At 66.0% G+C, this 23497-nt stretch carries 26 protein-coding genes and 1 tRNA gene; 19 read left to right on the top strand and 8 right to left on the bottom strand.

The features are described from left to right. Positions 1–40: 40 nt before the first annotated feature. The 16 genes from AB9O74_RS01530 to AB9O74_RS01455 all read left to right on the top strand — a co-directional run bounded on the left by AB9O74_RS01530 (position 41) and on the right by AB9O74_RS01455 (position 14094). The gene (locus AB9O74_RS01530; protein WP_176988417.1) at positions 41–772 is read left to right on the top strand and encodes a YebC/PmpR family DNA-binding transcriptional regulator; all 732 of its coding nucleotides are present in this window, start codon (positions 41–43) and stop codon (positions 770–772) included. Between the two features lie 129 nt (positions 773–901). Beyond that, complete coding sequence (ruvC, locus tag AB9O74_RS01525; protein ID WP_121039160.1) at positions 902–1423, top strand: crossover junction endodeoxyribonuclease RuvC; 522 nt, start codon at positions 902–904, stop codon at positions 1421–1423. A gap of 10 nt (positions 1424–1433) precedes the next feature. After that, positions 1434–2024 (top strand): Holliday junction branch migration protein RuvA, encoded by a 591-nt coding sequence (gene ruvA, locus AB9O74_RS01520; RefSeq protein ID WP_088433901.1) that lies wholly within the window; start codon positions 1434–1436, stop codon positions 2022–2024. 127 nt (positions 2025–2151) lie between these two features. After that, positions 2152–4002: a potassium transporter Kup gene (locus tag AB9O74_RS01515; protein WP_172407548.1), complete on the top strand. Its 1851-nt coding sequence runs from the start codon at positions 2152–2154 to the stop codon at positions 4000–4002. Between the two features lie 250 nt (positions 4003–4252). Continuing rightward, positions 4253–5293 carry a Holliday junction branch migration DNA helicase RuvB gene (gene ruvB, locus AB9O74_RS01510; protein ID WP_121039149.1) on the top strand — a complete coding sequence of 347 codons (1041 nt, stop codon included), beginning with the start codon at positions 4253–4255 and terminating at the stop codon, positions 5291–5293. Next, positions 5283–5726, top strand: a complete 444-nt coding sequence (gene ybgC / locus AB9O74_RS01505; protein WP_176988418.1) for a tol-pal system-associated acyl-CoA thioesterase — start codon at positions 5283–5285, stop codon at positions 5724–5726. The genes ruvB and ybgC overlap by 11 nt, the downstream gene beginning before the upstream one ends. 10 nt (positions 5727–5736) lie before the next feature. After that, positions 5737–6516, top strand: coding sequence for a protein TolQ (tolQ, locus tag AB9O74_RS01500; protein ID WP_121039143.1), 780 nt, complete (start codon positions 5737–5739; stop codon positions 6514–6516). Between the two features lie 23 nt (positions 6517–6539). Beyond that, entirely contained in the window at positions 6540–6968 is a 429-nt protein-coding gene (tolR, locus tag AB9O74_RS01495) for a protein TolR (protein WP_121039140.1), read from the top strand. Then, positions 6958–8016: a cell envelope integrity protein TolA gene (gene tolA, locus AB9O74_RS01490; RefSeq protein ID WP_176988419.1), complete on the top strand. Its 1059-nt coding sequence runs from the start codon at positions 6958–6960 to the stop codon at positions 8014–8016. Before tolR ends, tolA begins: the two co-directional genes overlap by 11 nt. A gap of 145 nt (positions 8017–8161) precedes the next feature. Further along, positions 8162–9481 (top strand): Tol-Pal system beta propeller repeat protein TolB, encoded by a 1320-nt coding sequence (tolB, locus tag AB9O74_RS01485; protein WP_176988420.1) that lies wholly within the window; start codon positions 8162–8164, stop codon positions 9479–9481. A gap of 64 nt (positions 9482–9545) precedes the next feature. Then, entirely contained in the window at positions 9546–10061 is a 516-nt protein-coding gene (gene pal / locus AB9O74_RS01480) for a peptidoglycan-associated lipoprotein Pal (protein WP_176988421.1), read from the top strand. 3 nt (positions 10062–10064) lie between these two features. Beyond that, positions 10065–10865 carry a tol-pal system protein YbgF gene (gene ybgF, locus AB9O74_RS01475; protein WP_176988422.1) on the top strand — a complete coding sequence of 267 codons (801 nt, stop codon included), beginning with the start codon at positions 10065–10067 and terminating at the stop codon, positions 10863–10865. A 133-nt stretch (positions 10866–10998) separates the two neighbouring features. Further along, positions 10999–11697, top strand: a complete 699-nt coding sequence (gene queE / locus AB9O74_RS01470) for a 7-carboxy-7-deazaguanine synthase QueE (protein WP_176988423.1) — start codon at positions 10999–11001, stop codon at positions 11695–11697. A 75-nt stretch (positions 11698–11772) separates the two neighbouring features. Next, entirely contained in the window at positions 11773–12438 is a 666-nt protein-coding gene (gene queC, locus AB9O74_RS01465; RefSeq protein ID WP_176988424.1) for a 7-cyano-7-deazaguanine synthase QueC, read from the top strand. Positions 12439–12510: 72 nt separating this feature from the next. Then, positions 12511–12586 (top strand) — tRNA-Lys (locus tag AB9O74_RS01460). A 731-nt stretch (positions 12587–13317) separates the two neighbouring features. Continuing rightward, positions 13318–14094, top strand: a complete 777-nt coding sequence (locus tag AB9O74_RS01455) for a hypothetical protein (protein ID WP_369348156.1) — start codon at positions 13318–13320, stop codon at positions 14092–14094. Between the two features lie 561 nt (positions 14095–14655). Here the strand turns inward: AB9O74_RS01455 and AB9O74_RS01450 are convergent. Further along, entirely contained in the window at positions 14656–15030 is a 375-nt protein-coding gene (locus AB9O74_RS01450; protein ID WP_369348155.1) for a DUF6713 family protein, read from the bottom strand. A 99-nt stretch (positions 15031–15129) separates the two neighbouring features. Beyond that, positions 15130–16605: a S41 family peptidase gene (locus tag AB9O74_RS01445; RefSeq protein ID WP_369348154.1), complete on the bottom strand. Its 1476-nt coding sequence runs from the start codon at positions 16603–16605 to the stop codon at positions 15130–15132. Positions 16606–16813: 208 nt separating this feature from the next. Between AB9O74_RS01445 and AB9O74_RS01440 the strand changes: the two genes are divergently transcribed. Beyond that, complete coding sequence (locus tag AB9O74_RS01440; RefSeq protein ID WP_176988428.1) at positions 16814–17284, top strand: PA2169 family four-helix-bundle protein; 471 nt, start codon at positions 16814–16816, stop codon at positions 17282–17284. A 209-nt stretch (positions 17285–17493) separates the two neighbouring features. Here AB9O74_RS01440 and AB9O74_RS01435 read toward each other — a convergent pair whose 3' ends face one another. Both AB9O74_RS01435 and AB9O74_RS01430 read right to left on the bottom strand, forming a co-directional pair. Beyond that, entirely contained in the window at positions 17494–17658 is a 165-nt protein-coding gene (locus AB9O74_RS01435) for a hypothetical protein (protein WP_176988429.1), read from the bottom strand. Positions 17659–18545: 887 nt separating this feature from the next. Then, on the bottom strand, positions 18546–19394 hold the full coding sequence (locus AB9O74_RS01430; protein WP_369348153.1) for a hypothetical protein: 849 nt from the start codon (positions 19392–19394) through the stop codon (positions 18546–18548). 239 nt (positions 19395–19633) lie between these two features. Here AB9O74_RS01430 and AB9O74_RS01425 point away from each other — a divergent pair, with 239 nt between their 5' ends. Next, a complete protein-coding gene (locus AB9O74_RS01425) occupies positions 19634–20314 on the top strand; it encodes a lysozyme inhibitor LprI family protein (protein WP_369348152.1) in 681 nt (226 codons plus the stop codon). A 21-nt stretch (positions 20315–20335) separates the two neighbouring features. On the opposite strand, the gene AB9O74_RS01420 is transcribed toward AB9O74_RS01425, so the two are convergent. The 3 genes from AB9O74_RS01420 to AB9O74_RS01410 all read right to left on the bottom strand — a co-directional run bounded on the left by AB9O74_RS01420 (position 20336) and on the right by AB9O74_RS01410 (position 22419). Then, positions 20336–21001: a DUF3011 domain-containing protein gene (locus AB9O74_RS01420; RefSeq protein WP_176988433.1), complete on the bottom strand. Its 666-nt coding sequence runs from the start codon at positions 20999–21001 to the stop codon at positions 20336–20338. Between the two features lie 130 nt (positions 21002–21131). Next, entirely contained in the window at positions 21132–21530 is a 399-nt protein-coding gene (locus AB9O74_RS01415; RefSeq protein WP_176988434.1) for a response regulator, read from the bottom strand. Positions 21531–21654: 124 nt separating this feature from the next. Continuing rightward, positions 21655–22419 (bottom strand): lysostaphin resistance A-like protein, encoded by a 765-nt coding sequence (locus tag AB9O74_RS01410; protein ID WP_369348151.1) that lies wholly within the window; start codon positions 22417–22419, stop codon positions 21655–21657. A 153-nt stretch (positions 22420–22572) separates the two neighbouring features. On the opposite strand from AB9O74_RS01410, the gene AB9O74_RS01405 reads away from it, so the two are divergent. Next, complete coding sequence (locus tag AB9O74_RS01405; protein ID WP_369348150.1) at positions 22573–22872, top strand: zf-TFIIB domain-containing protein; 300 nt, start codon at positions 22573–22575, stop codon at positions 22870–22872. 18 nt (positions 22873–22890) lie between these two features. On the opposite strand, the gene AB9O74_RS01400 is transcribed toward AB9O74_RS01405, so the two are convergent. Next, positions 22891–23403 (bottom strand): N-acetyltransferase family protein, encoded by a 513-nt coding sequence (locus AB9O74_RS01400; protein ID WP_369348149.1) that lies wholly within the window; start codon positions 23401–23403, stop codon positions 22891–22893. Between the last annotated feature and the right edge of the window lie 94 nt (positions 23404–23497).

Genomic DNA, 23497 nt, shown 5'->3' with positions numbered 1-23497 from the left:
ATTCGCGCCCTGTTCCTGACAGAAGCACGAGAGTCACCCCATGGGTAGAGGCCCCTCCATCGAGAACCGCAAAAACGCGTCTGACGCGAAGCGCGGCAAGATTTTCACCAAGATCATCCGCGAGATCGGCGTTGCCGCGCGCGGCGGTGGAGGCGACCCCAACAACAACCCGCGCCTGCGCGTGGCCATGGACAAGGGCCTGTCCTCGAACATGTCCAAGGATGTGATCGAGCGCGCCATCAAGAAGGCGACCGGTGAGCTGGAAGGCGTCGAATACGAAGAGATCCGCTACGAGGGCTATGCCCCCGGTGGCGTGGCCGTGATCGTGGACTGCCTGACCGACAACCGCGTGCGCACCGTGGCCGATGTCCGCCATGCGTTCAGCAAGTGCGGCGGCAACATGGGCACAGAAGGCTCGGTATCGTTCATGTTCAAGCGCCTGGGCGTGCTGCACTTCGCCGCCGGTGCGGACGAAGAAGCCGTCACCGAAGCGGCGATCGACGCCGGCGCGGACGACATCGTGGTCTACCCGGAAGACGGGGCGATCGACGTGGTCACCGCGGCCGACAGCTACCACGCGGTCAAGGATGCGATGGCAGCCGCCGGGTTCACGCCCGACCACGCCGAAATCACCTACCGTGCCGACAACGACATCAAGGTCGAGGGCGACACCGCCCTGCAGGTCAAGAAGCTGCTGGACATGCTTGAAGACCTGGACGACGTGCAGGACGTGTTCTCCAACGCCGACCTCGGCGCGGACGCCTACGCCTGAGCGGGCGCTTCACCGGTCGCTTTGCGCGACCGGTGAGCGGACAATGCGGACCATGATGACCCCAGCCGTTCCCCGTTATCCCCGCCGCATGTGTCCCTCCCGGGCCGCGGGCGGCCGTGTGCGTGCCGCATGACGCGCATTCTTGGCATCGACCCCGGTTCGCAGCGCACCGGGGTGGGCATCATTGATGTGGACGCCGCCGGCAAGGTGGTGCATGTCCATCACCTGCCGCTGGTCCTGCTGGGCGCCGACGACTTCCCGCAGCGGATGAAGCTGCTGGTGGTCGGCCTGACCGCCCTGGTCGAGGAATACCGCCCCGACGAAGTGGCCATCGAAAAGGTGTTCATGGCGCGCAATCCGGATTCGGCCCTGAAACTGGGCCAGGCGCGCGGCGCGGCGATCTCGGCCGTGGTGATGCGCGACCTGCCGGTCAGCGAGTACGCCGCCACCGAGATCAAGCTGGCCGTGGTCGGCCGCGGTGGCGCGGAAAAACAACAGGTCCAACACATGGTCGGGCTCATGCTCAACCTGAAAACCAAGCTGCAGGCCGACGCCGCCGATGCGTTGGCCGTGGCGATCACCCACGCCCATGTCCGGGCCACGGCGCTGCGCCTGGGCGTCAATGCGCGCCAGGCCTGGAGCCGGAAATGAGGAACACTGCATGATTGGTCGTCTGCGCGGGATCGTGGCCTACAAGGCGCCGCCGTGGCTCATGGTCGACGTCAATGGCGTCGGTTACGAACTGGAGGCGCCGATGAGCACCTTCTACGACCTGCCCGAACTGGGCCGCGAGGTCACCTTGTTCACCCATTACGCGCAGAAGGAAGACAGCGTTTCGCTGTACGGCTTCCTGCGCGAGGGCGAGCGCCGCCTGTTCCGCGATGTGCAGAAGGTCAGCGGGATCGGCGCCAAGATCGCGCTGGCGGTGCTGTCCGGCGTGAGCGTGGACGAATTCGCCCGCATGCTGCAGGCCGGTGACATCACCGCGCTGACCCGCATCCCGGGCATCGGCAAGAAGACCGCTGAGCGCATGGTGCTGGAGCTGCGTGACCGCGCAGCCAACTTCGGCGGGGGCGGCGCGCCGATCGCCGGCGCCGCACCGGCGACCGATCCGGTCTCCGAGGCGACCGTAGCCCTGCAGCAGCTGGGCTACAAGCCGACCGAAGCCGCACGCATGGCGCGTGATGCCAATGCCGAGGGTGACGACGTCGCCACGGTCATCCGCAAGGCCCTGCAGGCCGCGCTGCGCTGAGCCGCGCGCCTGCCTTCCCTAGCTAACGACACCAACGACCGCGTCCGCCCGGAGCCCCATGTCCACCACTTCCCCCCAGCACAGCGACGGCCAGGCCCCGCACGGCCACGCGCCGGCGGCCGGCGGCATGGCGCTGATGATCGGCGCCATCGGCGTGGTGTTCGGCGATATCGGCACCAGCCCGCTGTACACGCTGAAAGAAGCCTTTTCTCCGCATTACGGCCTCAACAGCGACCATGACACCGTGCTGGGCGTGCTGTCGCTGGCGTTCTGGGCGCTGAACATCGTGGTGACGCTCAAGTACGTCACCATCATCATGCGCGCCGACAACGACGGCGAGGGCGGCATCATGGCGCTGATGGCGCTGACCCAGCGCACCCTGCGCAACGGGTCGCGCTCGGCCTATGTGGTCGGCATCCTCGGCATTTTCGGCGCCTCGCTGTTCTTCGGCGACGGCGTGATCACCCCGGCGATCTCCGTGCTGGGCGCGGTCGAAGGCCTGGAGGTCGCGGCCCCCGGGCTGCATGCGTTCATCGTGCCGATCACCGTGGTAGTGCTGCTGGCGGTGTTTGCCGTGCAGCGCTTCGGCACGGCCAAGATCGGCAAGCTGTTCGGGCCGATCACCTCGATCTGGTTCATTTCGCTGGCCGCGATCGGCATCTGGAACATTGTCGACGCCCCGGAAGTGCTCAAGGCCTTCAACCCGATGTGGGCACTGCGCTTCTTCATGGAGCACGGCTGGCACGGCATCTTCATCCTCGGCGCGGTGGTGCTGGCCGTTACCGGTGGCGAGGCGCTGTATGCGGACATGGGCCATTTCGGCGCCAAGCCGATCCGCCATGCCTGGTACTTCTTCGTGCTGCCGTGCCTGGTGTTGAACTACCTGGGGCAGGGCGCGCTGGTGCTCAACAACCCCGAGGCGGTCAAGAACCCGTTCTTCGAAGCGGTGCCGGACTGGGCGCTGTACCCGATGATCATCCTTGCCACGATGGCCGCGGTGATCGCCTCGCAGTCGGTCATCACCGGTGCGTTCTCGGTCTCGCGCCAGGCCATGCAGCTGGGTTACATCCCGCGCATGCGCATCACCCATACCTCGCACGACACCATCGGGCAGATCTACATCCCGGGCATCAACTGGGGCATCGCGGTGATGGTGATCGGGCTGGTGCTGGCCTTCCGCAGCTCCTCCAACCTGGCGGTGGCCTACGGCATCTCGGTCTCGGCGACCATGCTGATCGATACCCTGCTGCTGGCGCTGGTCGCCCGCGCGCTGTGGCCCAAGGCCCGCAACTGGATCATCCCGCTGTGCGTGGTGTTCTTCGTCATCGACCTGGGCTTCGTGATCGCCAACGGCGCCAAGCTGCTGCAGGGCGCGTGGTTCCCGGTGGTGCTGGGCATCGTGCTGTTCACCATGATGCGCACCTGGCGGCGTGGGCGCGAGCTGCTGCGCGATGAGATCCGCAAGGACGGCATCCGCATCGACACCTTCCTGCCGGGCCTGATGCTGGCCCCGCCGGTGCGGGTGCCGGGCACCGCCGTGTTCCTGACCGCCGACCCCTCGGTGGCGCCGCATGCGCTGATGCACAACCTCAAGCACAACAAGGTGCTGCACGAGCGCAACGTGTTCCTGCACGTGGTGACGCTGCCGGTGCCGTACGCGCCCTCGGGCCAGCGCCTGAAGATCGAATCGGTGGGCGATGAGTTCTACCGGATCTACGTGCGCTTCGGCTTCATGGAGACCCCGGACGTGCCGCTGGCGCTGATGCGCTCGTGCGACCACGGCGGGATCTACTTCGACCCGATGGACACCACCTTCTTCGCCAGCCGCGAGACCATCGTGGCCACCGCCAACCGCGGCATGCCGATCTGGCGCGACAAGCTGTTCGCGCTGATGCACCGGAACGCGGCCCCGGCGACCGGGTTCTTCCGGATTCCGGGTAACCGGCTGGTCGAGCTCGGGGCGCAGGTGGAGATCTGACCGGACGGCCGACCAACGGTCGGCCGCTACCCCACGGGTTGCGATGCAAACCGTGAGGCCCCGGCGGCATTCCCCCTTATCCCCGCGCCTTCGGCGCGCCCCCCTGAACAACAAGGGGGCTCTTCCTCCGATGCGATCCCGGTAGTGCCTGCCGCTGGCCGGCTCCTCATGGCATCTGCATCGCGCGGAGCCGGCCAGCGGCCGGCACTACCGGACGCGGATCGCGCTGCTTTTGCCGCATAATTGCCGAATGACCGACGACCGCATCATTGCCGCCGGTGCCACCCGCGAAGACGAGGGCACCGACGCCAGCATCCGCCCCAAGCGCATGGCCGATTACCTGGGCCAGGCGCCGGTGCGCGAGCAGCTGTCGATCTACATCGAGGCGACCAAGGCCCGTGGCGACGCGCTCGATCACGTGCTGATCTTCGGGCCGCCGGGCCTGGGCAAGACCACCCTGAGCCATGTGATCGCCAACGAGCTGGGGGTCGCGCTGCGCGTCACCTCCGGCCCGGTGATCGAAAAAGCCGGTGACCTGGCCGCGCTGCTGACCAATCTGCAGCCGCACGACGTGCTGTTCATCGATGAGATCCACCGCCTCTCGCCGGTCGTGGAAGAAGTGCTGTACCCGGCGATGGAAGATTTCCAGATCGACATCATGATCGGCGAGGGCCCCGCGGCCCGCTCGATCAAGATCGATCTGCCGCCGTTCACCCTGATCGGCGCGACCACCCGTGCAGGCCTGCTGACCGCGCCGCTGCGCGACCGCTTCGGGATCGTGCACCGGCTGGAGTTCTATACGCCCGAAGAGCTGACGAAGATCGTCCGGCGCTCGGCCAGCATCCTCAACATCGACTGCACCGCCGAAGGCGCGGCCGAGATCGCGCGGCGCTCGCGCGGCACCCCGCGTATCGCCAACCGGCTGCTGCGCCGCGTGCGCGACTTCGCCCAGGTCAAAGCCGCCGGGCATATCGACCAGGATGTCGCCCAGGCCGCGATGCAGATGCTCAAGGTGGACCCGGAAGGCTTCGACGAGCTGGATCGGCGCCTGCTGCGGACCATGGTCGATTACTTCGACGGTGGCCCGGTCGGCATCGAATCGCTGGCCGCCGCCCTGTCCGAAGAACGCGGCACGCTGGAAGACGTGGTCGAGCCGTACCTGATCCAGCAGGGTTTCCTGATCCGGACCGCGCGGGGCCGCATGTGCACGCACAAGGCCTACCGGCACATGGGCCTGAAGCCGAAAAACCCGCCGGCCGACCTGTTCGCGGAGGTCCCGGATGTCGGTTGATCCCCGGGTTGAGCCGCGATTCAGTTGGCCGACACGCATTTACTGGGAAGATACCGACGCTGGCGGGGTCGTGTACCACGCCCGCTACGTGGCCTTCATGGAACGGGCGCGCACGGAATGGATGCGTGCACTGGGGTATGGTCAGGAGCGCATGCGCTGCGACCACGGCCTGGTGTTCGCGGTGCGCAGCATGACCATGGATTTCCTCAAGCCGGCGCGCCTGGATGACGCGCTGGATGTCACCGCCACGCTGGTGCAGTGCAAGCGCGCCAGCATGGTGTTCGCCCAGGCCGTGTGCCGGGGCGACCAGACATTGCTGACCGCGCAGGTGAAGATCGCCGCGCTCGATGCAACCACCTTCAAACCGCGTGGCATGGACGATGCACTGCATGCTGCGCTGAAACACCTCGAATTTCCAGAATCCGCACACTGAGGAACAACGGATGATCGCAATGCTCCTGGCCCTGCAGGCCACGGTGACCGAAGCGCTGCCGCAGGAAGTCACCAGCGCCGCGGCACAGACTGTCGCCCAAGCCGCGCATGGCGGTGGCATCAATTACCTGGACCTGATGATCAAGGCCAGCATCCCGGTGAAGATCATCGTGCTGCTGCTGTTGGCCGGCTCGTTCATCAGCTGGGTGATCATCTTCCGCAAGGCGCGCGTGTTCAACGCCGCCAACCGTGAGGCCGACGAGTTCGAAAGCCGCTTCTGGTCCGGCGCGGACCTGGGCAAGCTGTACAGCTCGGCGACCGACCGCAACCGCAAGGTCGGCGGCCTGGAAGCGATCTTCGAAGCCGGTTTCCGCGAGTTCACCCGCCTGCGCGACAAGCGTCGCCTGGACGGCCGGGCCCAGCTCGAAGGCGCCCAGCGCGCCATGCGCACCACCTATACGCGTGAAGTGGACCAGATGGAGCGCAGCCTGGAGCTGCTGGCCAACATCGGCTCGACCGCCCCGTACGTGGGCCTGGTCGGTACCGTGTTCGGCATCATGGTGACCATGCACGACATGATCAACAGCGGTGAGCAGGCCGGCATCGCCTCGGTTGCCCCGGGCATCTCCGAAGCCCTGTTCGCCACCGCGATCGGCCTGTTCGTGGCGATCCCGGCCGTGTGGGCCTACAACCGCTTCACCACCCGCGTGGAGCGCATGTCGGTGCGCTTTGAAACCTTCGCAGAAGAGTTCAGCTCGATCCTGCAGCGCCAGACCGCGGGCGACGAGTAAGCGCCCAGCACAGGAGTCCTGCCATGACCGCAGCCATTGGCCGCCGCAAGCGCCGAAAGCTCAAATCCGAAATCAACGTCGTGCCGTATATCGACGTCATGCTGGTGCTGCTCATCATCTTCATGGTGACCGCGCCGCTGCTCACGCTGAGCTTTGAAGTGGATCTGCCGACCTCCCAGGCCAAGGCGCTGGAGAGCAAGCAGGATCCCGTCGTCGTGTCCGTCCGCCTGGATGGCCAGCTCAGCCTGAAGCTGCCCGAAGCCAAGGACCCGGAGCCGATGGATGCGGCCCGCCTGCAGGCCCAGCTGTCCGCGCTTTCTTCGCAGGACAAGAACCTGCGCGTGATCGTCGCCGCCGACCGGGCCGTGGCCTATGAAAAGGTGGTCGCGGCCATGGACGTGATCAAGCGCGCCAACGTGGAAAAGGTGGGCCTGGCGACCGATGCACACTGAAGCCCTGCCACCGCAGCGCGCACGGGATGAGGAGTGGGGCCTGCCGATCGCGCTGGCGCTCGGCGTCCATCTGCTGCTGGCACTGATCTTCATCGCCGCCTGGTTGTGGTCGCCGCAGCGCACCACCGAAGCGGCCGCCGGCGATCCGGCCATCGAAGCCAGCCTGCAGCTGTCCGCGTCCGAAGCCTCGGCCGCGCGCCAGGCCCTGCGTGCCTCCGAATCGCTGCCGGACCTGCCCGAGCCGGTCGCCGAGCCCGAGCCGATTCCGGAAGACACCGTGCCGCCGCCGCAGCCGTTGCCCGAGCCGCGCCCGCAGGACGCGCCCACCCCGCAGCAGTCGCAGGCGCAGGAACGCATCGCCCAGCCCGACACGGTCGACCAGGAAGCGGTCAACGCGCTGGCGATCTCGGCTGAAAAGGCCAAGCAGGAGCAGGAAGCCAAGCGCCGCCAGGAACAGATCGACCTGACCGAGCGCAAGCGCCAGGAACAGGCCGAGCAGAAGCTGCGCCTGGCCAAGCAGCAGGAAGAGGCGGAAAAGAAAAAGCTGGCCGAGCAGGAACAGAAGGCCAACGACGCCAAGGCCGACGCCGAGCGCGACAAGAAGCTGGCCGAGATCCGCCGCAAGCGGGCCCAGGCCGAGAACGAAGCCAAGCTGGCCGAGCAGAAGCTGCGCCAGGTCACCGCCGCGCGGGCCGCCAATGCCTCGGCCTCGACCGCCGGTGCCACCGGTGCGGCCAAGCCGGCGGCCGGGGCAGGGGGCACCAGCGACGACCTCAGCGCCAAGTACGCCGCCGCGATCCAGCAGAAGGTCTCCGCCCAGTGGACCCGTCCGGATTCGGTCCCGTTGGGCCAGCGCTGCCAGGTCTCGATCACCCAGATCCCCGGCGGGCAGGTCATCCAGGCCAAGGTCAGCGGCAACTGCCCGTTCGACGAGGCCGGCCGCCGCTCGATCGAGGCCGCCGTGCTGAACGCCCAGCCGTTGCCGTACCGCGGTTTCGAGTCGGTGTTCGCGCGCACGATCAATTTCACCTTCACCGCCCAGGATTGATCCCGGGCGGGACCCTGTCGTTAACGGCTCGTGAGATTTGTGCGCCCGGTGACTCGGAATTCACACGGCCTTGGTTCATGATTGCGAAACTGTTCACCGCCGTCCTGTTATCCCTCGTTCTGGTTTCTCCCCTATTGAGCGCTCCATGAAAAAGATGCCTCGCTGGTTTGCCGTTGTTGCGGCCCTGTTGTTGCCCTTTGCTGCCATGGCGCAGCAGAAGGGGCTGGATATCGACATCATCGGCGGCAACGCCTCCGCCACCCCGATCACGGTCGTCCCGATGCCCTACCAGGGTTCGGCAGGTGCGCCCCAGACCGATGTCGCCGCGGTCGTGCGCGCCGATCTGGACCGTTCGGGCCAGTTCCGCAACCTGCCTGAAGCGCAGATCGTCGAAAAGCCGACCCGCGGCAGCGAGATCCAGTTCGCTACCTGGCGGGCGCTGAAGCAGAACTACATCGTGGTCGGCCGCGTCATGGACGCCGGCGCCGGCGCCTATCGCGTCGAGTACGAGCTGTACGACGTGCCCAAGGGCGAGCGCCTGCTCGGCCTGGCGATGACCGCCCGTGGCAACGCCATGCGCGATGTCGCCCACCAGATGGCCGATGCCATCTACGAAAAGATCACCGGGGTGCGCGGCGCCTTCTGGACCCGCATCGCCTATGTCACCGCCAGCGGCAAGGGCGATGCCATGCGCTATGCGCTGATGGTGGCCGATTCGGACGGCTTCAATCCGCAGACCATCGTGCGCTCGGCCGAGCCGCTGCTCTCGCCCAGCTGGAGCCCGGACGGCAACAAGCTGGCCTACGTGAGCTTCGAGCGCGGCAACTCGGCGATCTACATCCAGAACATCTCCAGCGGCGCCCGTGAGCTGGTCACCAGCTTCCGCGGCATCAACAGCGCCCCGTCGTTCTCCCCGGACGGCCGTCGCCTGGCCCTGTCGCTGTCGCGCAGTGGCAACCCGGAGATCTACGTGATGGACCTGGGCAGCAAGCAGCTGACCCAGCTGACCAACCACTTCGCCATCGATACCGAGCCGACCTGGAGCCCGGACGGCAGCAGCGTCTACTTCACCTCCGACCGTGGCGGCCGCCCGCAGATCTACCAGGTGGCCTCCAGCGGCGGCAGCGCCTCGCGCGTGACCTTCCAGGGCAACTACAACGCCACCCCGAGCCTGTCCTACGACGGCAAGAAGCTGGTGGTCGCCCAGGGCAGCGGCAACACCTACAAGATCGCGATGATGGACAGCAGCACGGGCTCGGCCCGCTGGAACACGCTGTCGCCCGGGTCGCTGGATGAATCGCCGAGCTTTGCGCCCAACGCGAGCATGGTGTTGTACGCCGCCCGTGAGGGTGGTCGTGGAGTGTTGTACGCCGTATCGGCCGATGCGCGCGTGCGCCAGCGGCTGGTTCTGGCTGACGGTGATGTTCGTGAGCCTTCTTGGTCGCCATACCGTACAAAGCGCTAACAGAGTGTTAAGATTTCGCCGTATTCATCCCTCATCCGGCTTTAGGAGCCTCAAAGGTATCGCCATGAACAAGACCACCCGCGTTCTGCTTGTCTCCCTGTTGTCCGTGGCCGCCCTGGCCGGTTGTTCCAAGAAGGTCAAGGAAGTGCCGGCTGCCCCGGTTGATACCGGCAGCACCACCGCTCCGACCGGCCCGTCGACCTCGGGCCTGTACGGTCCGGGTGATCTGGATACCGATTCCTGCCTGCGCCAGCGCGTGGTGTACTTCGACCTGGACAAGGAAGAAGTGAAGCCGGAGTTCCAGGCCATCATGGCGTGCCACGCCAAGTACCTGCGTGACCGTCCGTCCTCGCGCATGACCCTGCAGGGCCACACCGATGAGCGCGGTTCGCGCGCTTACAACCAGGCCCTGGGCGAGCGTCGTGGCAACGGCGTGTCCTCGGCACTGCAGGCCAACGGTGGCTCGGCTTCGCAGCTGACCGTGGTGTCCTACGGTGAAGAGCGTCCGGTCTGCACCGAGTCGGGCGAGTCCTGCTGGTCGCAGAACCGTCGCGTCGAGATCGTGTACACGGCTCAGTAATAGATGCGCTTTCGATTTCTATCGATGATCGTTGCGGCAGCCCTCGTGGCTGCCGCACCGGCCAATGCGCAGCGCCAGAGTCTGGCCGACCGCGTCGGCGCGCTTGAGCAGCAGGCGAACAACAACCAGTCCAACATGGACATGCTCAATCAGCTGAATCAGCTGCGTACCCAGTTGCAGGCCCTGCAGTCGCAGGTCGAGCAGCTGCAGCACGACAACGAGCAGCTCAAGCAGACCGGCAAGGACCAGTATCTGGACCTGGACAGCCGCCTGAACCGCCTGGAAGGTGGGGCCCCCGTGCTTCCCGCCGCCCCGGCCGCAGCCGCACCCGCTGCTTCCCCGAAACCGGCAACGGCCGCTTCCGAGCGGCCGCCCTCCGTGCACGGCGATGCCGGCAGCCTGGCTGCCAGTGGCGACGAGCGCACGGCCTACAATGTCGCCTTCGATTCGCTCAAGGCCGGCAAGTACGACGACTCGGCGCAGCTCTTCATGAGCTTCCTCGAGCTGTATCCCAACGGCGTCTATACCCCCAACGCGTTGTACTGGTTGGGCGAAAGCTATTACGCCACCCGCAATTTCCCGCAGGCTGAGGCGCAGTTCCGCGACCTCCTCTCGCGCTACCCGACCCATGACAAGGCGTCCGGTGGCCTGCTCAAGATCGGCCTCTCGCAGTATGGCGAAGGCAAGGTCGACCAGGCCCAGGCGACCCTCGAACAGGTCGTGTCCACGTATCCCGGCTCCGACGCCGCGCGCACCGCGCAGGACCGTCTGCAGTCGATCCGGCTGGGTCAGCAGATCCGCTGAACCCGCCCCGGGCCGCTGGAGCGGCCGGGGCCCGGTATAATGTCTGATCGCCAACCGGGCGCTGCCCGGTCCTCCGTGCCGGGCCATGCCCGGCTGTTGTCGTTTCCGAAGCCGTCCCCCAAGAATCACCGCCATGACCACGACCCTGTCCGCTGCCGCCGCTCTCCCCAGCGAGATCGTGCAGTCCCCGCTGCCGCGACTGAAGATCACCGAGATCTTCCTGTCCCTGCAGGGCGAAGCCGATACCGCCGGCTGGCCGACCGTGTTCGTGCGCCTGACCGGCTGCCCGCTGCGCTGCACCTATTGCGATACCGCCTACGCCTTCCATGGCGGCACCTGGTGGGACATCGACGCGATCGTGGAAGAGGTGCTGGCCCAGGGCGTCCACCACGTCTGCGTGACCGGTGGCGAGCCGCTGGCGCAGAAACGCTGCCTGGTGCTGCTGGAGAAGCTCTGCGACGCCGGCCTGGACGTCTCGCTGGAGACCTCCGGTGCGCTGGATGTCAGCGGCGTGGATCCGCGCGTATCGCGGGTGGTCGACCTGAAAACCCCCGGCTCGGGCGAAATGGCCCGCAACCGCCTGGAGAACCTGCCGCTGCTGACCAGGCGCGACCAGATCAAGTTCGTCCTGTGCAGCCGTGAGGATTACGAATGGGCCCGCGGCATGGTCCGCGAGCACCGGCTCAACGAGCGCAGCATGGTGCTGTTCTCGCCGAGCAAGAGCGAGGTCAGCCCGCGCGAACTGGCCGACTGGATCGTCGCCGACCGCCTGCCGGTCCGCTTCCAGATGCAGCTGCACAAGCTGCTTTGGGACGACGAGCCCGGAAGGTAACTCCGTCTCGACGTACCCTGATGTACCCGGCGCGGGACAGCGTGCTGGTCCCCCGCAAACCACCGGAAACACCCCATGAAAAAAGCAGTCGTCCTCCTGTCCGGCGGCATGGACTCCGCCGCCGTCGTCGCCATGGCCCGCGAACAGGGCTTCGCCGTGCACGCCCTGAGCGTGCGCTACGGCCAGCGCCACACCTCCGAGCTCGATGCCGCCGCCGCGGTCGCCAGCGCGCTGGGCGTGGTCGCCCACAAGACCGTCAACATCGATCTGCGCAGCATCGGCGGCTCCGCGCTGACCGACGACATCGACGTCCCCGAAGCGGGCGGCGAGGGCATCCCGGTCACCTACGTGCCGGCGCGCAACACCATCATGTTGTCCGTCGCGCTGGGCTGGGCCGAAGTGCTGGGCGCCAATGACATCTTTTGCGGCGTCAATGCGGTGGATTACTCCGGTTACCCGGATTGCCGCCCAGAATTCATCCAGGCGTTCCAGGCGCTGGCCAACCTGGCCACCAAGGCGGGCGTGGAAGGCGCCGGCATCCAGGTCCACGCCCCGCTGCAGTTCCTGAGCAAGGCCGACATCGTGCGTGAAGGCGTCCGCCTGGGCGTGGATTTCGGCTTGACCGTGTCCTGCTACAACGCCGACGACCAGGGCCGCGCCTGTGGTCACTGCGACGCCTGCCGCCTGCGTGCGCAGGGTTTCACGGAGGCCGGCGTGCCGGACCCGACCCACTACGCGTGATGCCGGACGGGTACGCATGAGCGCCAAGATGCGTTAGAATGCGCACCCCCGGCGTCACGTCGGGGATGCAATGGGCCGTTAGCTCAGTTGGTAGAGCAGAAGACTTTTAATCTTTTGGTCGATGGTTCGAATCCATCACGGCCCACCATTGCATCAACAACTTAGGCGCCCGATGGGCGCCTTTTTTGTGTCTCCTGAAAACCTGTCGCTGGGCTGATGCGCGTCAGGGTGGCGAAGGACTTCCTCGTGGCCGTGGCGACCCGCGCGGACGCGTGGCCGGCGTGCCGGCGGGTTGCTCGCGCGCTGCGCCGCGATCCCGCGGTGCCGCTCGAGCACGACCAGTACGCTGACCGTTGGCGCGCGCGTTTTGTGATCCATGACGCAGTGCGAGGCCTCTTGTGGCCGGAACGGAAGGTGTCTACCGCGCTGGCCGCAAAGTCCGCTCGATTGCGCAAGGGCGACTACCTGCGTGTCCGCCGGTCTTCCTACAGCACGCTACTGAAGTCCCAGGAAAACGGCACGGCGAATTTCGCACCAGGCTCTTCTCAAGCTATGAGGCGTGACTCTTTTCAGTAGATTAAACGTCTGAGCAGACAGACCTGGAAGACAGTGGCAAGAGATGGAATGCAGCGACGGAGAATTCGCGAAGGTAAGCTGCGCCCCCCCTGATGGACTCAGCTCCAGTGTTTGAAGAGTGGGTATATTCTGACAAGAATGCCGGCTTTACCTTACATCGGCGACGCTGGATATGATCCACGATCAGTTACCCCCACATCTCGTTACTGGTGCTAGCGGTGGAGCTTATCAATCGCGAAGTGCCTGGTACTACTTGATCTTGGTAGAAAACTATTAGGCCTCAGTATGCAATGGCGAACGCTCGTGTTGTCTTCGCTTTTCCCTCTGCTCTCAGCCTGCGGTTCGCAACCTCGAGGCGTGCCTCCACAGGTGTCATCGGCCGGCTTTACAGCCCTCACATCTTGGAAATTTGGCGGCTGGATCTATCTGGAAAACGAAACGTATGTTCCCGGTGCGATTGCTGTATCAAAAAAGCCGGTCATCACGAAATGCAGATCTGTGTCGCATGACATTAGGGTCGAACACTACGGCGCTTCCATCTCCGACCTTGAAAGTACATGCCTTAACGTCAGCTCTGCAGCCAGAGAGGCAGAGCATTGGTTTCCAGGGCGCAGCGCCAAGTATTCCATCATTGTCGTCCCGGAAGGGCACTCGATATACGTAAAGAGGCGTAGCCTCGTGATCAACTCAATTCACGTAACATTAGCGATAGCTGACTTCAGCATGCGCAATAGATACGACGGTAATTTGGTGGATTTGGTCGCGCATGAGTCTTTTCACGCGCTTGGCATCCTGGCGAATGACCAGCGGGGCGGAGATGAGTACGCTGCCTACTACGCTGGGTTATGTGCACAGCTTGAGGTAATCGGGTCAATTCCGGAATCCGCCTTACCCGGCGCCCCGTTGATGGACGGCGCGGACGAGGCGACGCGGAACTCCTCAGAAACTGCGTACTTGGTAAGACGCGAGGTTTTTCCTCTGCTGCATGACGGCTCCATCACTTCAGATAGTGACGGAAGCAGGATTTTGGCTAAACGTTGTCAGGACCTCAGGAGCGGCATTCATAACTCCGACGACTAGCTGCAGCCATGGATGCTTCACGCGTTGAAAAGTATCCGTATCTGTTCCGCATGCGGAAGAAATCATACGCATTCGGAATGTAATTGCCCTGGGAACCTGCTTTGTGCCCTGATCCCTACCGTGAGCTTGCTGCTGCGGTAGTACGCCAGCATGCGGCGGGCGGAAGACACTCGGGTCGGCAAGTCGAACTGACAGCTCGGGCTGCCGTTGGCCGCGGACGGGAAGGGCGCTCCCGAGTTGCATCACAGCGAATTGCGCCTTTCACCGAGGCGCAGCAGGACAAGAACCGATGCCCGTCCATCGCCCGAACGCGCACGCTGTAGCTCCCGACCCTGAGCACGACATGCCGCTTCCCGGAGAACGCGTGCATGCCGGCGGTCGATCCGGAGCACCGCAATGGCACTGGTGATGGATGTCCTGCAGACCGCCGTCGTCTTTGCGACGGTGCTGTCCCTGTTTGGTGTGCTGCTGCGCGCTCGGCATTGGCACGCCGGCAGGTCGGACGGCCTGGCCGGTTCCACACCTGTGCCCGACACCGGCGCAGGGCCTCCCAAGCGTCGGTCAGGTGCGCGTGCGCATCCGCGCAACGGTGCGCAGCGAGCGCAACAGGCACACCGCCGAGACCAGGCAGGTCGCGATTACCGTCATCGACAACGGCAGGTGGAAGGCGCGGTGGCCGAATACGGCGAAGCCGAGGTGAATGAGGAACGTCGCGATGCCCAGCCCCGCGCAGACCATCGCAAAGCCACGCGCCCTGCTGGTCTGCAGCAGCACGTGGCGGTAGCCGAGCAGCACCAGGCCGACGGCCAGCAGGTTGAAGACCAGGAAGCCCTGCACGCCACCGGGCAGCAGGAACATCTCCCACTCACGCCAGAAGGCGGCGTCGATCTGGTGGAGGATCAAGGCAAGCAGGGTGGCGAAGTAGCTTCTTTCCATGGGACAGGCGTTGCCGAAGGCCGCGAATCTGCAGCGTGCACAGTGTAGCGGCGCTCCATCGTGTGCCTGCCTATGCGCCCGCTTCGCCGCGGTCCGGGCTCAATGCAGCGCGCTGTCGGCGCTGTCGGCGATGAGCGTATCGACCAGGCGCTGCGCGCGGGCCCGTGCGCCTTCGCCACGACGCGGCGCGACCGGCAGGTCCGGGCAGATGCCGGCCACCTCGTCACTGCCATCGGCACGCAGGCGCACGCAGTTCGGAACGCGCAGGCGCAGATGGGAATGGGGCAGTTCAGGCATCGCCTGCGCACTCATGAAGCCGCAGCCGTACCCTCCGCTGTGCGTCCCGACGATGCGGGCGATGTGGTTGTCCTGCATCCGCGCTGCGAACATCTCGGCGGAGGACGCCGTCTTCGCATTGGTGAGTACATATACCGGGCCTTTCCAGGCGCCCCAGTGCTCCCGCACATCCTGTGACCAATCCAGGCGGTGCGCGATGAGGAAGTCATCGAGGGTGTCCACGGCCGGGCTCGGCAACGGGCCGCCGGAGGTACCTGCAGGCACGAGGCGCCGGCATGTTGGGCCGTTCCAGTCGTGCTGCACCTGCCAGGCCCAGGACAGATCGCAGGCCGGCAGTGTCGCAGCCTGCCGCGACGCCTGGAATGCCCGCCGCTCTGTAATGAGCAGCCTGCGCGCTGCGGCGTTGGGGCGGTGATTGCGCAGTGCGTCGTCCAGCCGCTCGTATTGTTCGTCCAGATAGGGCTTGCCGGCCGGGGACTGGCTGACCTGGAGCACGGCCGAGGCAACCGGCTGCGGGGTGAACAGCCGCGCCAGCGTATCGCCACTGTCGTCGCCCCCCGGGTTGTCGCCGACATCCACCAGCACGGCGTCCACGCCGTCCTGTTGGAAACGCCGCAGGATTGCAGCGATGACCGCGACCCAGCCCCGGGCCAGGGTGCCGCGCATGTCGTCGGTGGAGTCCGCATGCCGCAGTTGCGGCCACAGTGCGTGGCAGAGACCCGGATAGCGCAGGGCGTCGAACTCATGCAGGCGCAGCAGCCCGATCGTGTGCCCATCCGGCAGCGAGAGAATGCCGGCCCGCAGCACAGGATCGGCGTCCTCGTTGAGTGGATGGTAGCCGGCCAGCGTTTCCAGCGGCAGGCTGAAATCGTGCCGGCCTTCATCGGCCACGCCGAGCGCGGCACACCCTGCGCTTGCGCCCAGCGTGCGCGGGTCCACCGCAGTGGGCGAGGCCGTGTCGGACGCTTGTTCAAGCGGGTCGAGCAGGCTGAGGTGACCATCCTGGAACCCGGCCAGGAAAGTGCGCAGGGCTTGGCGCGCCTGCGTATCCGTACCTGCTTCAGCCAGCGCACGCCGCGCCGCGACATCCAGTGCGGGAAGATCCACACCGCTTTGTGGCGAGGCGGCCCATGCCAGATGCGCGTAGTCCTGCTCCAAGGCGCGCTTGAGCGCCACATGGTCGGCCTGCCAGGCGCCGCGATCGAATGCCGGCGCGGCAATGGATGCCTCCGGCGCGGCGACGCCCAGCATCGCGAGCATGAATACAGTGCCACTCATCCCTGCCATACAGCCTCCTTGCGACCCGGCGCAGTGCCGCACGGGGCAAGGGTGACGGGATCGTGTGTGCGATCGACTCCGGTCGATCGTAGCCAATGCGCGTGTTCCCCGGAAGTCCCGGTGTCGCATCACGCCACCGTCCCCACGACGGGCGCACGATCAGGTCATACCCGGCCACAGTGGGTCCCCGATCCCACGGAGCGGTGTGATGAGTACCGTCCAATCCGGCCACGCGATACGCGAACTCAACCAGATCATCGGCATCGCGCGCGATGGCCACGACATCTACGCCAGAGCCGTCGCCGACGACGGGACGCAGGATCCGCAGTTGAACGCGCTGATGATGCGGATGGCCGCAGCGAAAATGCAGGTCATCGATGGGGTCACGCGGCTGGTGCGCGACGCCGGTGGTCATCCCGCACGCCGCGGTACCTTGGCTGGCAGCCTCCGTGGCGGCTTCGGCAGGTTGGGTACCGTACTCGGGGATGCGGGCATCCAGTACGCCAGCGAGAGCCAGGCAGCTGAAGCGCGTCTGGTGAGGGCACTCGAAGTGGCCGCGCGCGATGGCGCACTGACGGCACATGCGCGACGAACGCTCAACGGCATGCTGCTGGAGACGCGGCTCGGTTGGGACGACATGCGCCAAGAGGTAGATGACCTGCGGGGCCGGGATGCATAGTCACCCACACCGTTACCCACACCTTCAAGGAAGCACGCGCATGCGCAGCGTCGCGAATCAACCGCGTCGCGAATGAGCTTCGTAGTGAAGGATGCGAGAGATTGAAGGACGCGAGATGTTGAAGGGTGCGGGATGGCGCCGAGTGCGCCCGGCCACCGCCCACATGTGAGGGCTGCGCGGATGCGCAGCCCCACCATGCGGCAGAGGGATTACTTCTGCTGCGGCTTGCTGCCTGCGTCAGGGGCGTTCTTGGTGTCCTGTTCCTGCTTCTGCTGCTTGGCCTGCGCGTCCTTGCGATCCTGTTCGGATTGCGGGCCTTTCTGCGCTGCAGCGGCATTCTTGACGTTGTTTTCGTTGTTCTGCATGTTGGACATGGTGTGACTCCAAGGCGACGTGATGTCGCAACACCAGCGTGGACCTGGCGCTGTTACGCGGGGGTCGCACTGGGATGAGCATCGGGTCAGGGTCGTCTCATGTCGAAATGGAACACCACACGGGTGCAGTTGCCGAGGGCGTTCCGGGTCTACATCAGGGCTCTACCTTGGACGTGTCTGGAAATGCTCTCCCTTCCTGTACTCATATCCCGTCAGGCTCCATCCGCCTCCGTGACCCGTGCGAGGCTGAACCCACCTGTAGGTCCAGGACTGGAACGTGCCATCGGGAAGCGTGTTTTCGACCTTGTACTCTTCTCCTGGGAGGCCTCTCTCCGGGAGCCTGCCGGGCGGCTGGGGCGTGCTGGAGAGGGTGTTAGACAGCCCATCAGCGAACAATTGCATTCTCTCGGTGGTGACCGTTCCCCGCCCCATGGGAGCGTGGTCCGGAGAGACCGTCGCAATCCAGTCGAGCAGCTCCGCGGCGTGTGCGTCCTCACTGGCGTATGTCCGCGTCGAGACAACGACTGTAGACAGGTGGGGCGACGATCCGGCGGCCGACGCCGTCGATGATGTCCCTGTTGAAGAGAGCAGGGCGATCAGTAAAGTGACAAGTGCGGATTTCATGTGCGTTCCCGTTTTTAATGTCCAAGGCTGGCGACTTGGATGATTCCGCAGAACATCGTCGATGTTCATCAGGGAATGCCGTCGTCTTCGGGTGTGAAATCCACATTTTCGTATACCACCAGCGCGGGCCGGATCCAGCGTGCGGAGGTGACGCTGATCGACAGGCCGCTACGTTGCCGCGATGAGTGCCCGGTGTGCGGTCGGGAACGTATGTCAGCGCACGTCGTTGACCGAGAGGCGGTGTCTGATCGCCGCTGGCCGTATCAGGATCGGCAGAGTGTGCCGCAACGGTCGCTGCTGAACCCGGCAATGGCCTGCTGCAGGAGCGGAACGTCGCTTGGGTCCACCTGTTCCAGCGCGTCCTTCAACGCGTCACGCACTGGCTGCCGTTGCTCAAGCTGCAGCATCTGCGCGTAAGGCGCCGCCGTTTCCGCCAGCGCGCGGACCAGGGTCCGCTTCAGCGTGCTGCCCGCCGGCTGGGCACGCATCACCTCCAGCATCTCCAGATACTGGCGTTGCGCATTGCGGCGAAGGGTGTCGGTGCCGCCCGGTCCCAAACCGGCGAGCTCTTCGGGCGTTGCAACGGTCAGCCACGTATCCACCAGTGGCTGCATCCGTGCACCGCACTGCAGCAGGTACGGCAGCAGCAGGCCTAGCTGTGCCTGGAAGCGCTCGGCGTTGCGGTTGCCTTGGCGGGCCTGCTCGCCGGAATGGAGGAGCACGGCGGCTGGCATCGCACCCATGCCGAACTGCATCAACCGGGTGGACAGCGTTACGCCGTACTGGCACGCGTTGGTCAGCAGACCCAGGTCCGCCGTCGCGTAGTCCGGCGCCAGGACGTCGGTCTTGTTGGTCACCGCCGCCAGCAGCTGCATGGCGCGTGGGCTGTCGAGCTGCTCCGGTGCGTTGTCGGCGTCGGCTTGCTGCAGCAGTTGCAGGTAGTCGCGCGTGGCTTCGTACTGCGCCATGAACTGCGGCGGTATGTCATCGGCACGTGCGGGTGAGGCGACCAGCAACATCACGAGGAGGGCCGCGCCCAGCGGTGTCTGTGCAGACGCACGCGCCGGCCATGCCAGTCGTCGCGTGAGAGAAGAAAACGGGCTGCCACTCATCCGGGGCATGGTCCTTGGATCGATTCGGGCATGGAGCGTAGGTGACCCGGGGCAGGGCGGCAACCCGGTGCGCAACATGCGTCGCCCGGGCATCCTGCGGGTGCCCGGCATTCGGTTGTCCTCGAATGACCGTGAGCAGAGATGCAGGCGTGGGCCGTGAGCGGTCTGCCTGTGCACACCGCAGAACCGGTTACGGGGGCACAATAGCCAGTCATTCGTTGATTGTTGTTGGAGGTGCCATGAACCGTTTCGTCCTGCTGGGTGTGGGGGCGCTTGCGCTCGCGGCCTGTTCCAAGCCGGCGCCGTCCGATACCGCGACGCCGGCAGAGCCGGCCGCGCCGGCCACGTCGGCCCCCGCAGCCAGCGCGCCCGCCGCCCCCGCCAGCCCGACCCTGCAGCCGCCGTCGTTCGATTGCGCCAAGGCGCAGTCCGAGGCCGAGCAGCAGGTGTGTGGCGACGCCCGCCTGGCCGCGCTGGACCGCCAGCTGGCCGCGCTCTACAAACGCGTGCAGACCAGCCCGGATGAGGTGGACATCGCGGCCGAGCAGCGTGGCTGGATCAAAGGCCGCGATGCCTGTTCGCGTGCGGTGGATCCGCACCGTTGCCTGGTGGAGTCCTACCAGACGCGTCTGGTCGAGCTGACCATCAACGGCGGCGGCATCCAGGTGCCGGCCAAGGTCGAGTACCGCTGCGATGACAACAGCAAGCCGGTGACCGCGGTGTTCTACAACGACATCGATCCCACTGCGGCCGTGATCAGCTGGGGCAATGACCAGGCCATCGTGTTCCCGGTGCCGGTCACCCGCGAGGAAAACAACGGCGGTCGCTGGGGACGCGAAGGCGTGGACCTGCGGACCCACAACGACCAGACCACGCTGGAGTTCTACGGCACCACGCTGCAGTGCCAGGTTGCCAGGTAAGGGCAGGCGCCGCCGCGTTGCTCAGCGCACGCGGCGGTAGCGCACCTCGTTCTGCCGGTCGCCCACTTCGGTGGTGACGAAGCCGTCGCGGCTCTGGCTGATGTCGAACACGCTGCTGCCGACGTTGAGCTGGCCGCCATTGACCCAGCCGTTCAGCGACTGCCCACGCGTCTGTGCGCTCATGCGGCCGTCGCTGTCGATGCGCATGCGGATGTCGGCGTTGAAGGTCGGGTTGTAGCCCTCGAACTCGCCGACCATCCAGTCGGGCACATAGGACGTGTGGCGGGCGCCCTGGTAGTTTTCGTCGTCGTAACGCGCGTCATCCTTGTTGGCGTTGTGGGCCAACGCGCCGAGAATCGCCGCGCCGATCAACACGCCGGCGGCGACCTTGGCGTCGTGGTTGTCATCGTCATGGCGGTCATCGCGATCGCTGCCGCCGTGCACCCGGAACGAGGCGCGGCAGCCATCGTCGACCCAGACCTCGCGGCGGTCGTAGTCCCAGGTACGGCCCTGGCGGCAGTCCGCACCGGACAGTTTGCGGTCCAGGGTGACGTAGCCCGCGCGGGGCAGGGTGCAGGACTGATAACGGTTGTCGCGGCTCTCGCAGGTGACGAAGTCGTCCGCGCGCGCGTCTTCCAACGGCAGCATCAACAGCAGGGGCGTAGCAAGCAGCATACGGAAGAGCATGTCGTCGATTCCGGAAGGGAAAAGGAGCGCGTCGCATCGTATGGGAAGCGGGAAACCCCCGTTCCCTGGCACCGACGATGGGCACGCACACATGAAATCCGGATGAAGGTCGCCCCGCAGGCGCGTCGCCTCAGGCGCAGGCCGCCAACGGGTGCTGGAAGCAGGCACGGATCGCGTCGAGCAGTTCGCTCATGGTGTAGGGCTTGGGCAGGAAATGCATGCCCGGGCCGAGCTGTGGCACGACGACGGAGGGTTCCAGGCCCGAGGTGACCAGCACCGGCAGCCCGGGCTGTTCCTGCTTGACCCGATGCGCCGCCTCGATGCCGCTCACTTCGCCCAGACAGACATCGGTGAACACCAGGTCGAAGCGTTCGCCGGCCTGCAGCAGGCCGAGCGCGGCTTCGGCGGAACTGACCGCAACGACTTCGCAGGCCTGGCTTTCCAGCGCCATGCGGCTCAGTTCGCGGGTGTCTTCGGTGTCTTCGATCAACAGCACGCGCGGTTCGGGATGGTGCTTGGACAACAACATGGAGCGTGGTTCCTGCATACCCCCGGAGAGGGGCGCGCAAGTATCGCGGGCCGCCGGTGAGGAGACCGTCGACGGCGGCCCACTGCCGGGTGAATCGACGCTGGCGTCGTACCGCCCACGGCGCTCAGGCAACGGCCGCCGACCGCCGGCGCGGGCGGTGCCAGGCCCACACCAGCCCGACCGCCAACCCCGCTGCCGACAGGCGCAGCACCGTCGCCGGCCAGCCGACCGCAGTGGCCTCGCTGATCACGAATACGTTCCAGGCAAGGTTGAGCGAGACATGCAGGGCCAGCCCGCTCCACAGCGTGTAGTCGTCCAGGGTGTTGAGCCAGGCGAATACCAGCCCGCCGATGCCGGTGATGGCGAACACCTGCAGCGCCATGCCCCCGCCGCCGCCGAACGACCACCAGTGGATCGCACCGAAGATCACCGCCTGCACCAGCGCGGCGGCCAGCCACGGCCAGCGCTGCTGGCGATGGGCGAAGATGAAGCCGAAGCCACGGAAGATGATTTCCTCGGCGAACGGGAACACCACGCCGAGCATCAGCAGTGCGAGGACATCCTGGGTGGGATTCACCCCGCCCAGCCACCACAGGCCGAGCCAGCAGGGCAGCGTGGCCAGCAGCGCCAGTCCCGGCCCCTGCCAGCCATTCCAGCGCAACCCGAGCAGTGCGTGCAGCCGTTGCCCGGGGCGCAGCAGCAGCGCAGCGACGGCCAGCACCAGCAGCACGCCCAGGCCGTTGTCGAGGATGGCGCCGCCATAGGGGATCGGCAGCTTCGGAATCGGCGTGCCCAGCCACGCGGCGAGGTCGCGCAGATTGATCGACACGGCCAAGGTCAGCACCACCACGCAGGCGGCCAGCCAGGTCGGCAGGCGAAGGGTCGGCATGGGACGCTCCATATCCAGGGACGGCGTGGATTGTTCGTGATTCCCTCGCCAGCAGCATGGGGCATAGGTCGGGGGGCCATCGGTCATGGCCGCGTTGCACCACGGTCAGGTGCGACCCGCTAGAGTGCGGCTTTACCCCTTGGACGACCGCCCATGCAATGCCCCGTATGCAAGACCCAAGCGCTGCAGATGTCCGAGCGCCAGGGCATCGAGATCGACTACTGCCCGCAGTGCCGTGGCGTGTGGTTGGACCGTGGCGAACTGGACAAGATCATCGAGCGCTCCGCCGGTGCCGCCGCGCCTGGATCCGCGCCGGTACGCGCTGCCGCACCGCCGCCGGCTGCGGTGCAGCACCGGGATACCCGCCACCTGGGCCAACAGCCGTACGGCGATCAGCACGGCTACCGCAAGAAGAAGAAAGAGAGCTTCCTGTCGGACCTGTTCGACTTCTGATGCACGCCTGCGCTGCGCTCAGGCACGGCGCAGGATGAACTCCCGGTCGACGCTGTCGCCGACCGGGAAATCGTATTCGCCCACCTTGCTGCAGCCATAGCGCGCATAGAAGCGTTGCGCACCCAGGTTCTCGGACCACACGCCGACCCACAGCGTGCGCCGCTGCGGTTGATCGAGCCAGGCCAGGAACGCGTCCATCAGGCGCGCACCGTGCCCGCCACTCTGGTGGCTGGCAAGCAGGTAGAGGCGCTTGAGCTCGATATCATCCTCGCTGGCCTCGGCATGTGGCAGTCCGTTCGGCCCCGCCGCGAGATAGCCCACCGCGCGGCCGCCATCCTCCAGCAGCCATGCTGCGTTGCGCGGATCGGCCAGTTCGCGGCGTTGCGGTTCGACCGCGTAGTGACTGTCCAGAAATTCGCGCAGATCCTGTGGCGGGTAGGAATCGCCGAAGGTTTCGGTATAGGTGGCGATGGCGATCGCCGAGAGCGTATCGGCATCGGCAAGGGTGGCGCGGCGGAGGGTCAACGTCATGGCGCAAGGCAGGCAGATCGGGCCGGCAGCTTACGCCATCGCTCCAACCGGCAGGGGGTCCGGGTACCAGGGGCACCCGGAGCCTGTCACGGCC

This window comes from Stenotrophomonas sp. JAG2 (assembly GCF_041080745.1).
GTDB classification, from domain to species: domain Bacteria; phylum Pseudomonadota; class Gammaproteobacteria; order Xanthomonadales; family Xanthomonadaceae; genus Stenotrophomonas; species Stenotrophomonas maltophilia_AA.
The sequence above is the reverse complement of the archived record's forward strand: the minus strand, read 5'-3'. Positions and strand labels throughout refer to the sequence as shown.

Bases quoted from the DNA above. Each gene is read 5' to 3' on its own strand.
- tolB (WP_176988420.1), top strand. From the start codon at position 8,162: ATGAAAAAGATGCCTCGCTGGTTTGCCGTTGTTGCGGCCCTGTTGTTG.
- ybgF (WP_176988422.1), top strand. From the start codon at position 10,065: ATGCGCTTTCGATTTCTATCGATGATCGTTGCGGCAGCCCTCGTGGCT.
- AB9O74_RS01515 (WP_172407548.1), top strand. From the start codon at position 2,152: ATGGCGCTGATGATCGGCGCCATCGGCGTGGTGTTCGGCGATATCGGC.
- AB9O74_RS01440 (WP_176988428.1), top strand. From the start codon at position 16,814: ATGAGTACCGTCCAATCCGGCCACGCGATACGCGAACTCAACCAGATC.
- pal (WP_176988421.1), top strand. From the start codon at position 9,546: ATGAACAAGACCACCCGCGTTCTGCTTGTCTCCCTGTTGTCCGTGGCC.
- AB9O74_RS01420 (WP_176988433.1), bottom strand. From the start codon at position 21,001: ATGCTCTTCCGTATGCTGCTTGCTACGCCCCTGCTGTTGATGCTGCCG.
- AB9O74_RS01445 (WP_369348154.1), bottom strand. From the start codon at position 16,605: ATGAGTGGCACTGTATTCATGCTCGCGATGCTGGGCGTCGCCGCGCCG.
- AB9O74_RS01410 (WP_369348151.1), bottom strand. From the start codon at position 22,419: ATGCCGACCCTTCGCCTGCCGACCTGGCTGGCCGCCTGCGTGGTGGTG.
- ruvC (WP_121039160.1), top strand. From the start codon at position 902: ATGACGCGCATTCTTGGCATCGACCCCGGTTCGCAGCGCACCGGGGTG.
- AB9O74_RS01415 (WP_176988434.1), bottom strand. From the start codon at position 21,530: ATGTTGTTGTCCAAGCACCATCCCGAACCGCGCGTGCTGTTGATCGAA.
- tolA (WP_176988419.1), top strand. From the start codon at position 6,958: ATGCACACTGAAGCCCTGCCACCGCAGCGCGCACGGGATGAGGAGTGG.
- ruvA (WP_088433901.1), top strand. From the start codon at position 1,434: ATGATTGGTCGTCTGCGCGGGATCGTGGCCTACAAGGCGCCGCCGTGG.
- AB9O74_RS01435 (WP_176988429.1), bottom strand. From the start codon at position 17,658: ATGTCCAACATGCAGAACAACGAAAACAACGTCAAGAATGCCGCTGCA.
- AB9O74_RS01425 (WP_369348152.1), top strand. From the start codon at position 19,634: ATGAACCGTTTCGTCCTGCTGGGTGTGGGGGCGCTTGCGCTCGCGGCC.
- queC (WP_176988424.1), top strand. From the start codon at position 11,773: ATGAAAAAAGCAGTCGTCCTCCTGTCCGGCGGCATGGACTCCGCCGCC.
- queE (WP_176988423.1), top strand. From the start codon at position 10,999: ATGACCACGACCCTGTCCGCTGCCGCCGCTCTCCCCAGCGAGATCGTG.
- AB9O74_RS01405 (WP_369348150.1), top strand. From the start codon at position 22,573: ATGCAATGCCCCGTATGCAAGACCCAAGCGCTGCAGATGTCCGAGCGC.
- tolQ (WP_121039143.1), top strand. From the start codon at position 5,737: ATGATCGCAATGCTCCTGGCCCTGCAGGCCACGGTGACCGAAGCGCTG.
- AB9O74_RS01450 (WP_369348155.1), bottom strand. From the start codon at position 15,030: ATGGAAAGAAGCTACTTCGCCACCCTGCTTGCCTTGATCCTCCACCAG.
- AB9O74_RS01400 (WP_369348149.1), bottom strand. From the start codon at position 23,403: ATGACGTTGACCCTCCGCCGCGCCACCCTTGCCGATGCCGATACGCTC.
- ybgC (WP_176988418.1), top strand. From the start codon at position 5,283: ATGTCGGTTGATCCCCGGGTTGAGCCGCGATTCAGTTGGCCGACACGC.
- AB9O74_RS01530 (WP_176988417.1), top strand. From the start codon at position 41: ATGGGTAGAGGCCCCTCCATCGAGAACCGCAAAAACGCGTCTGACGCG.
- tolR (WP_121039140.1), top strand. From the start codon at position 6,540: ATGACCGCAGCCATTGGCCGCCGCAAGCGCCGAAAGCTCAAATCCGAA.
- ruvB (WP_121039149.1), top strand. From the start codon at position 4,253: ATGACCGACGACCGCATCATTGCCGCCGGTGCCACCCGCGAAGACGAG.
- AB9O74_RS01430 (WP_369348153.1), bottom strand. From the start codon at position 19,394: ATGAGTGGCAGCCCGTTTTCTTCTCTCACGCGACGACTGGCATGGCCG.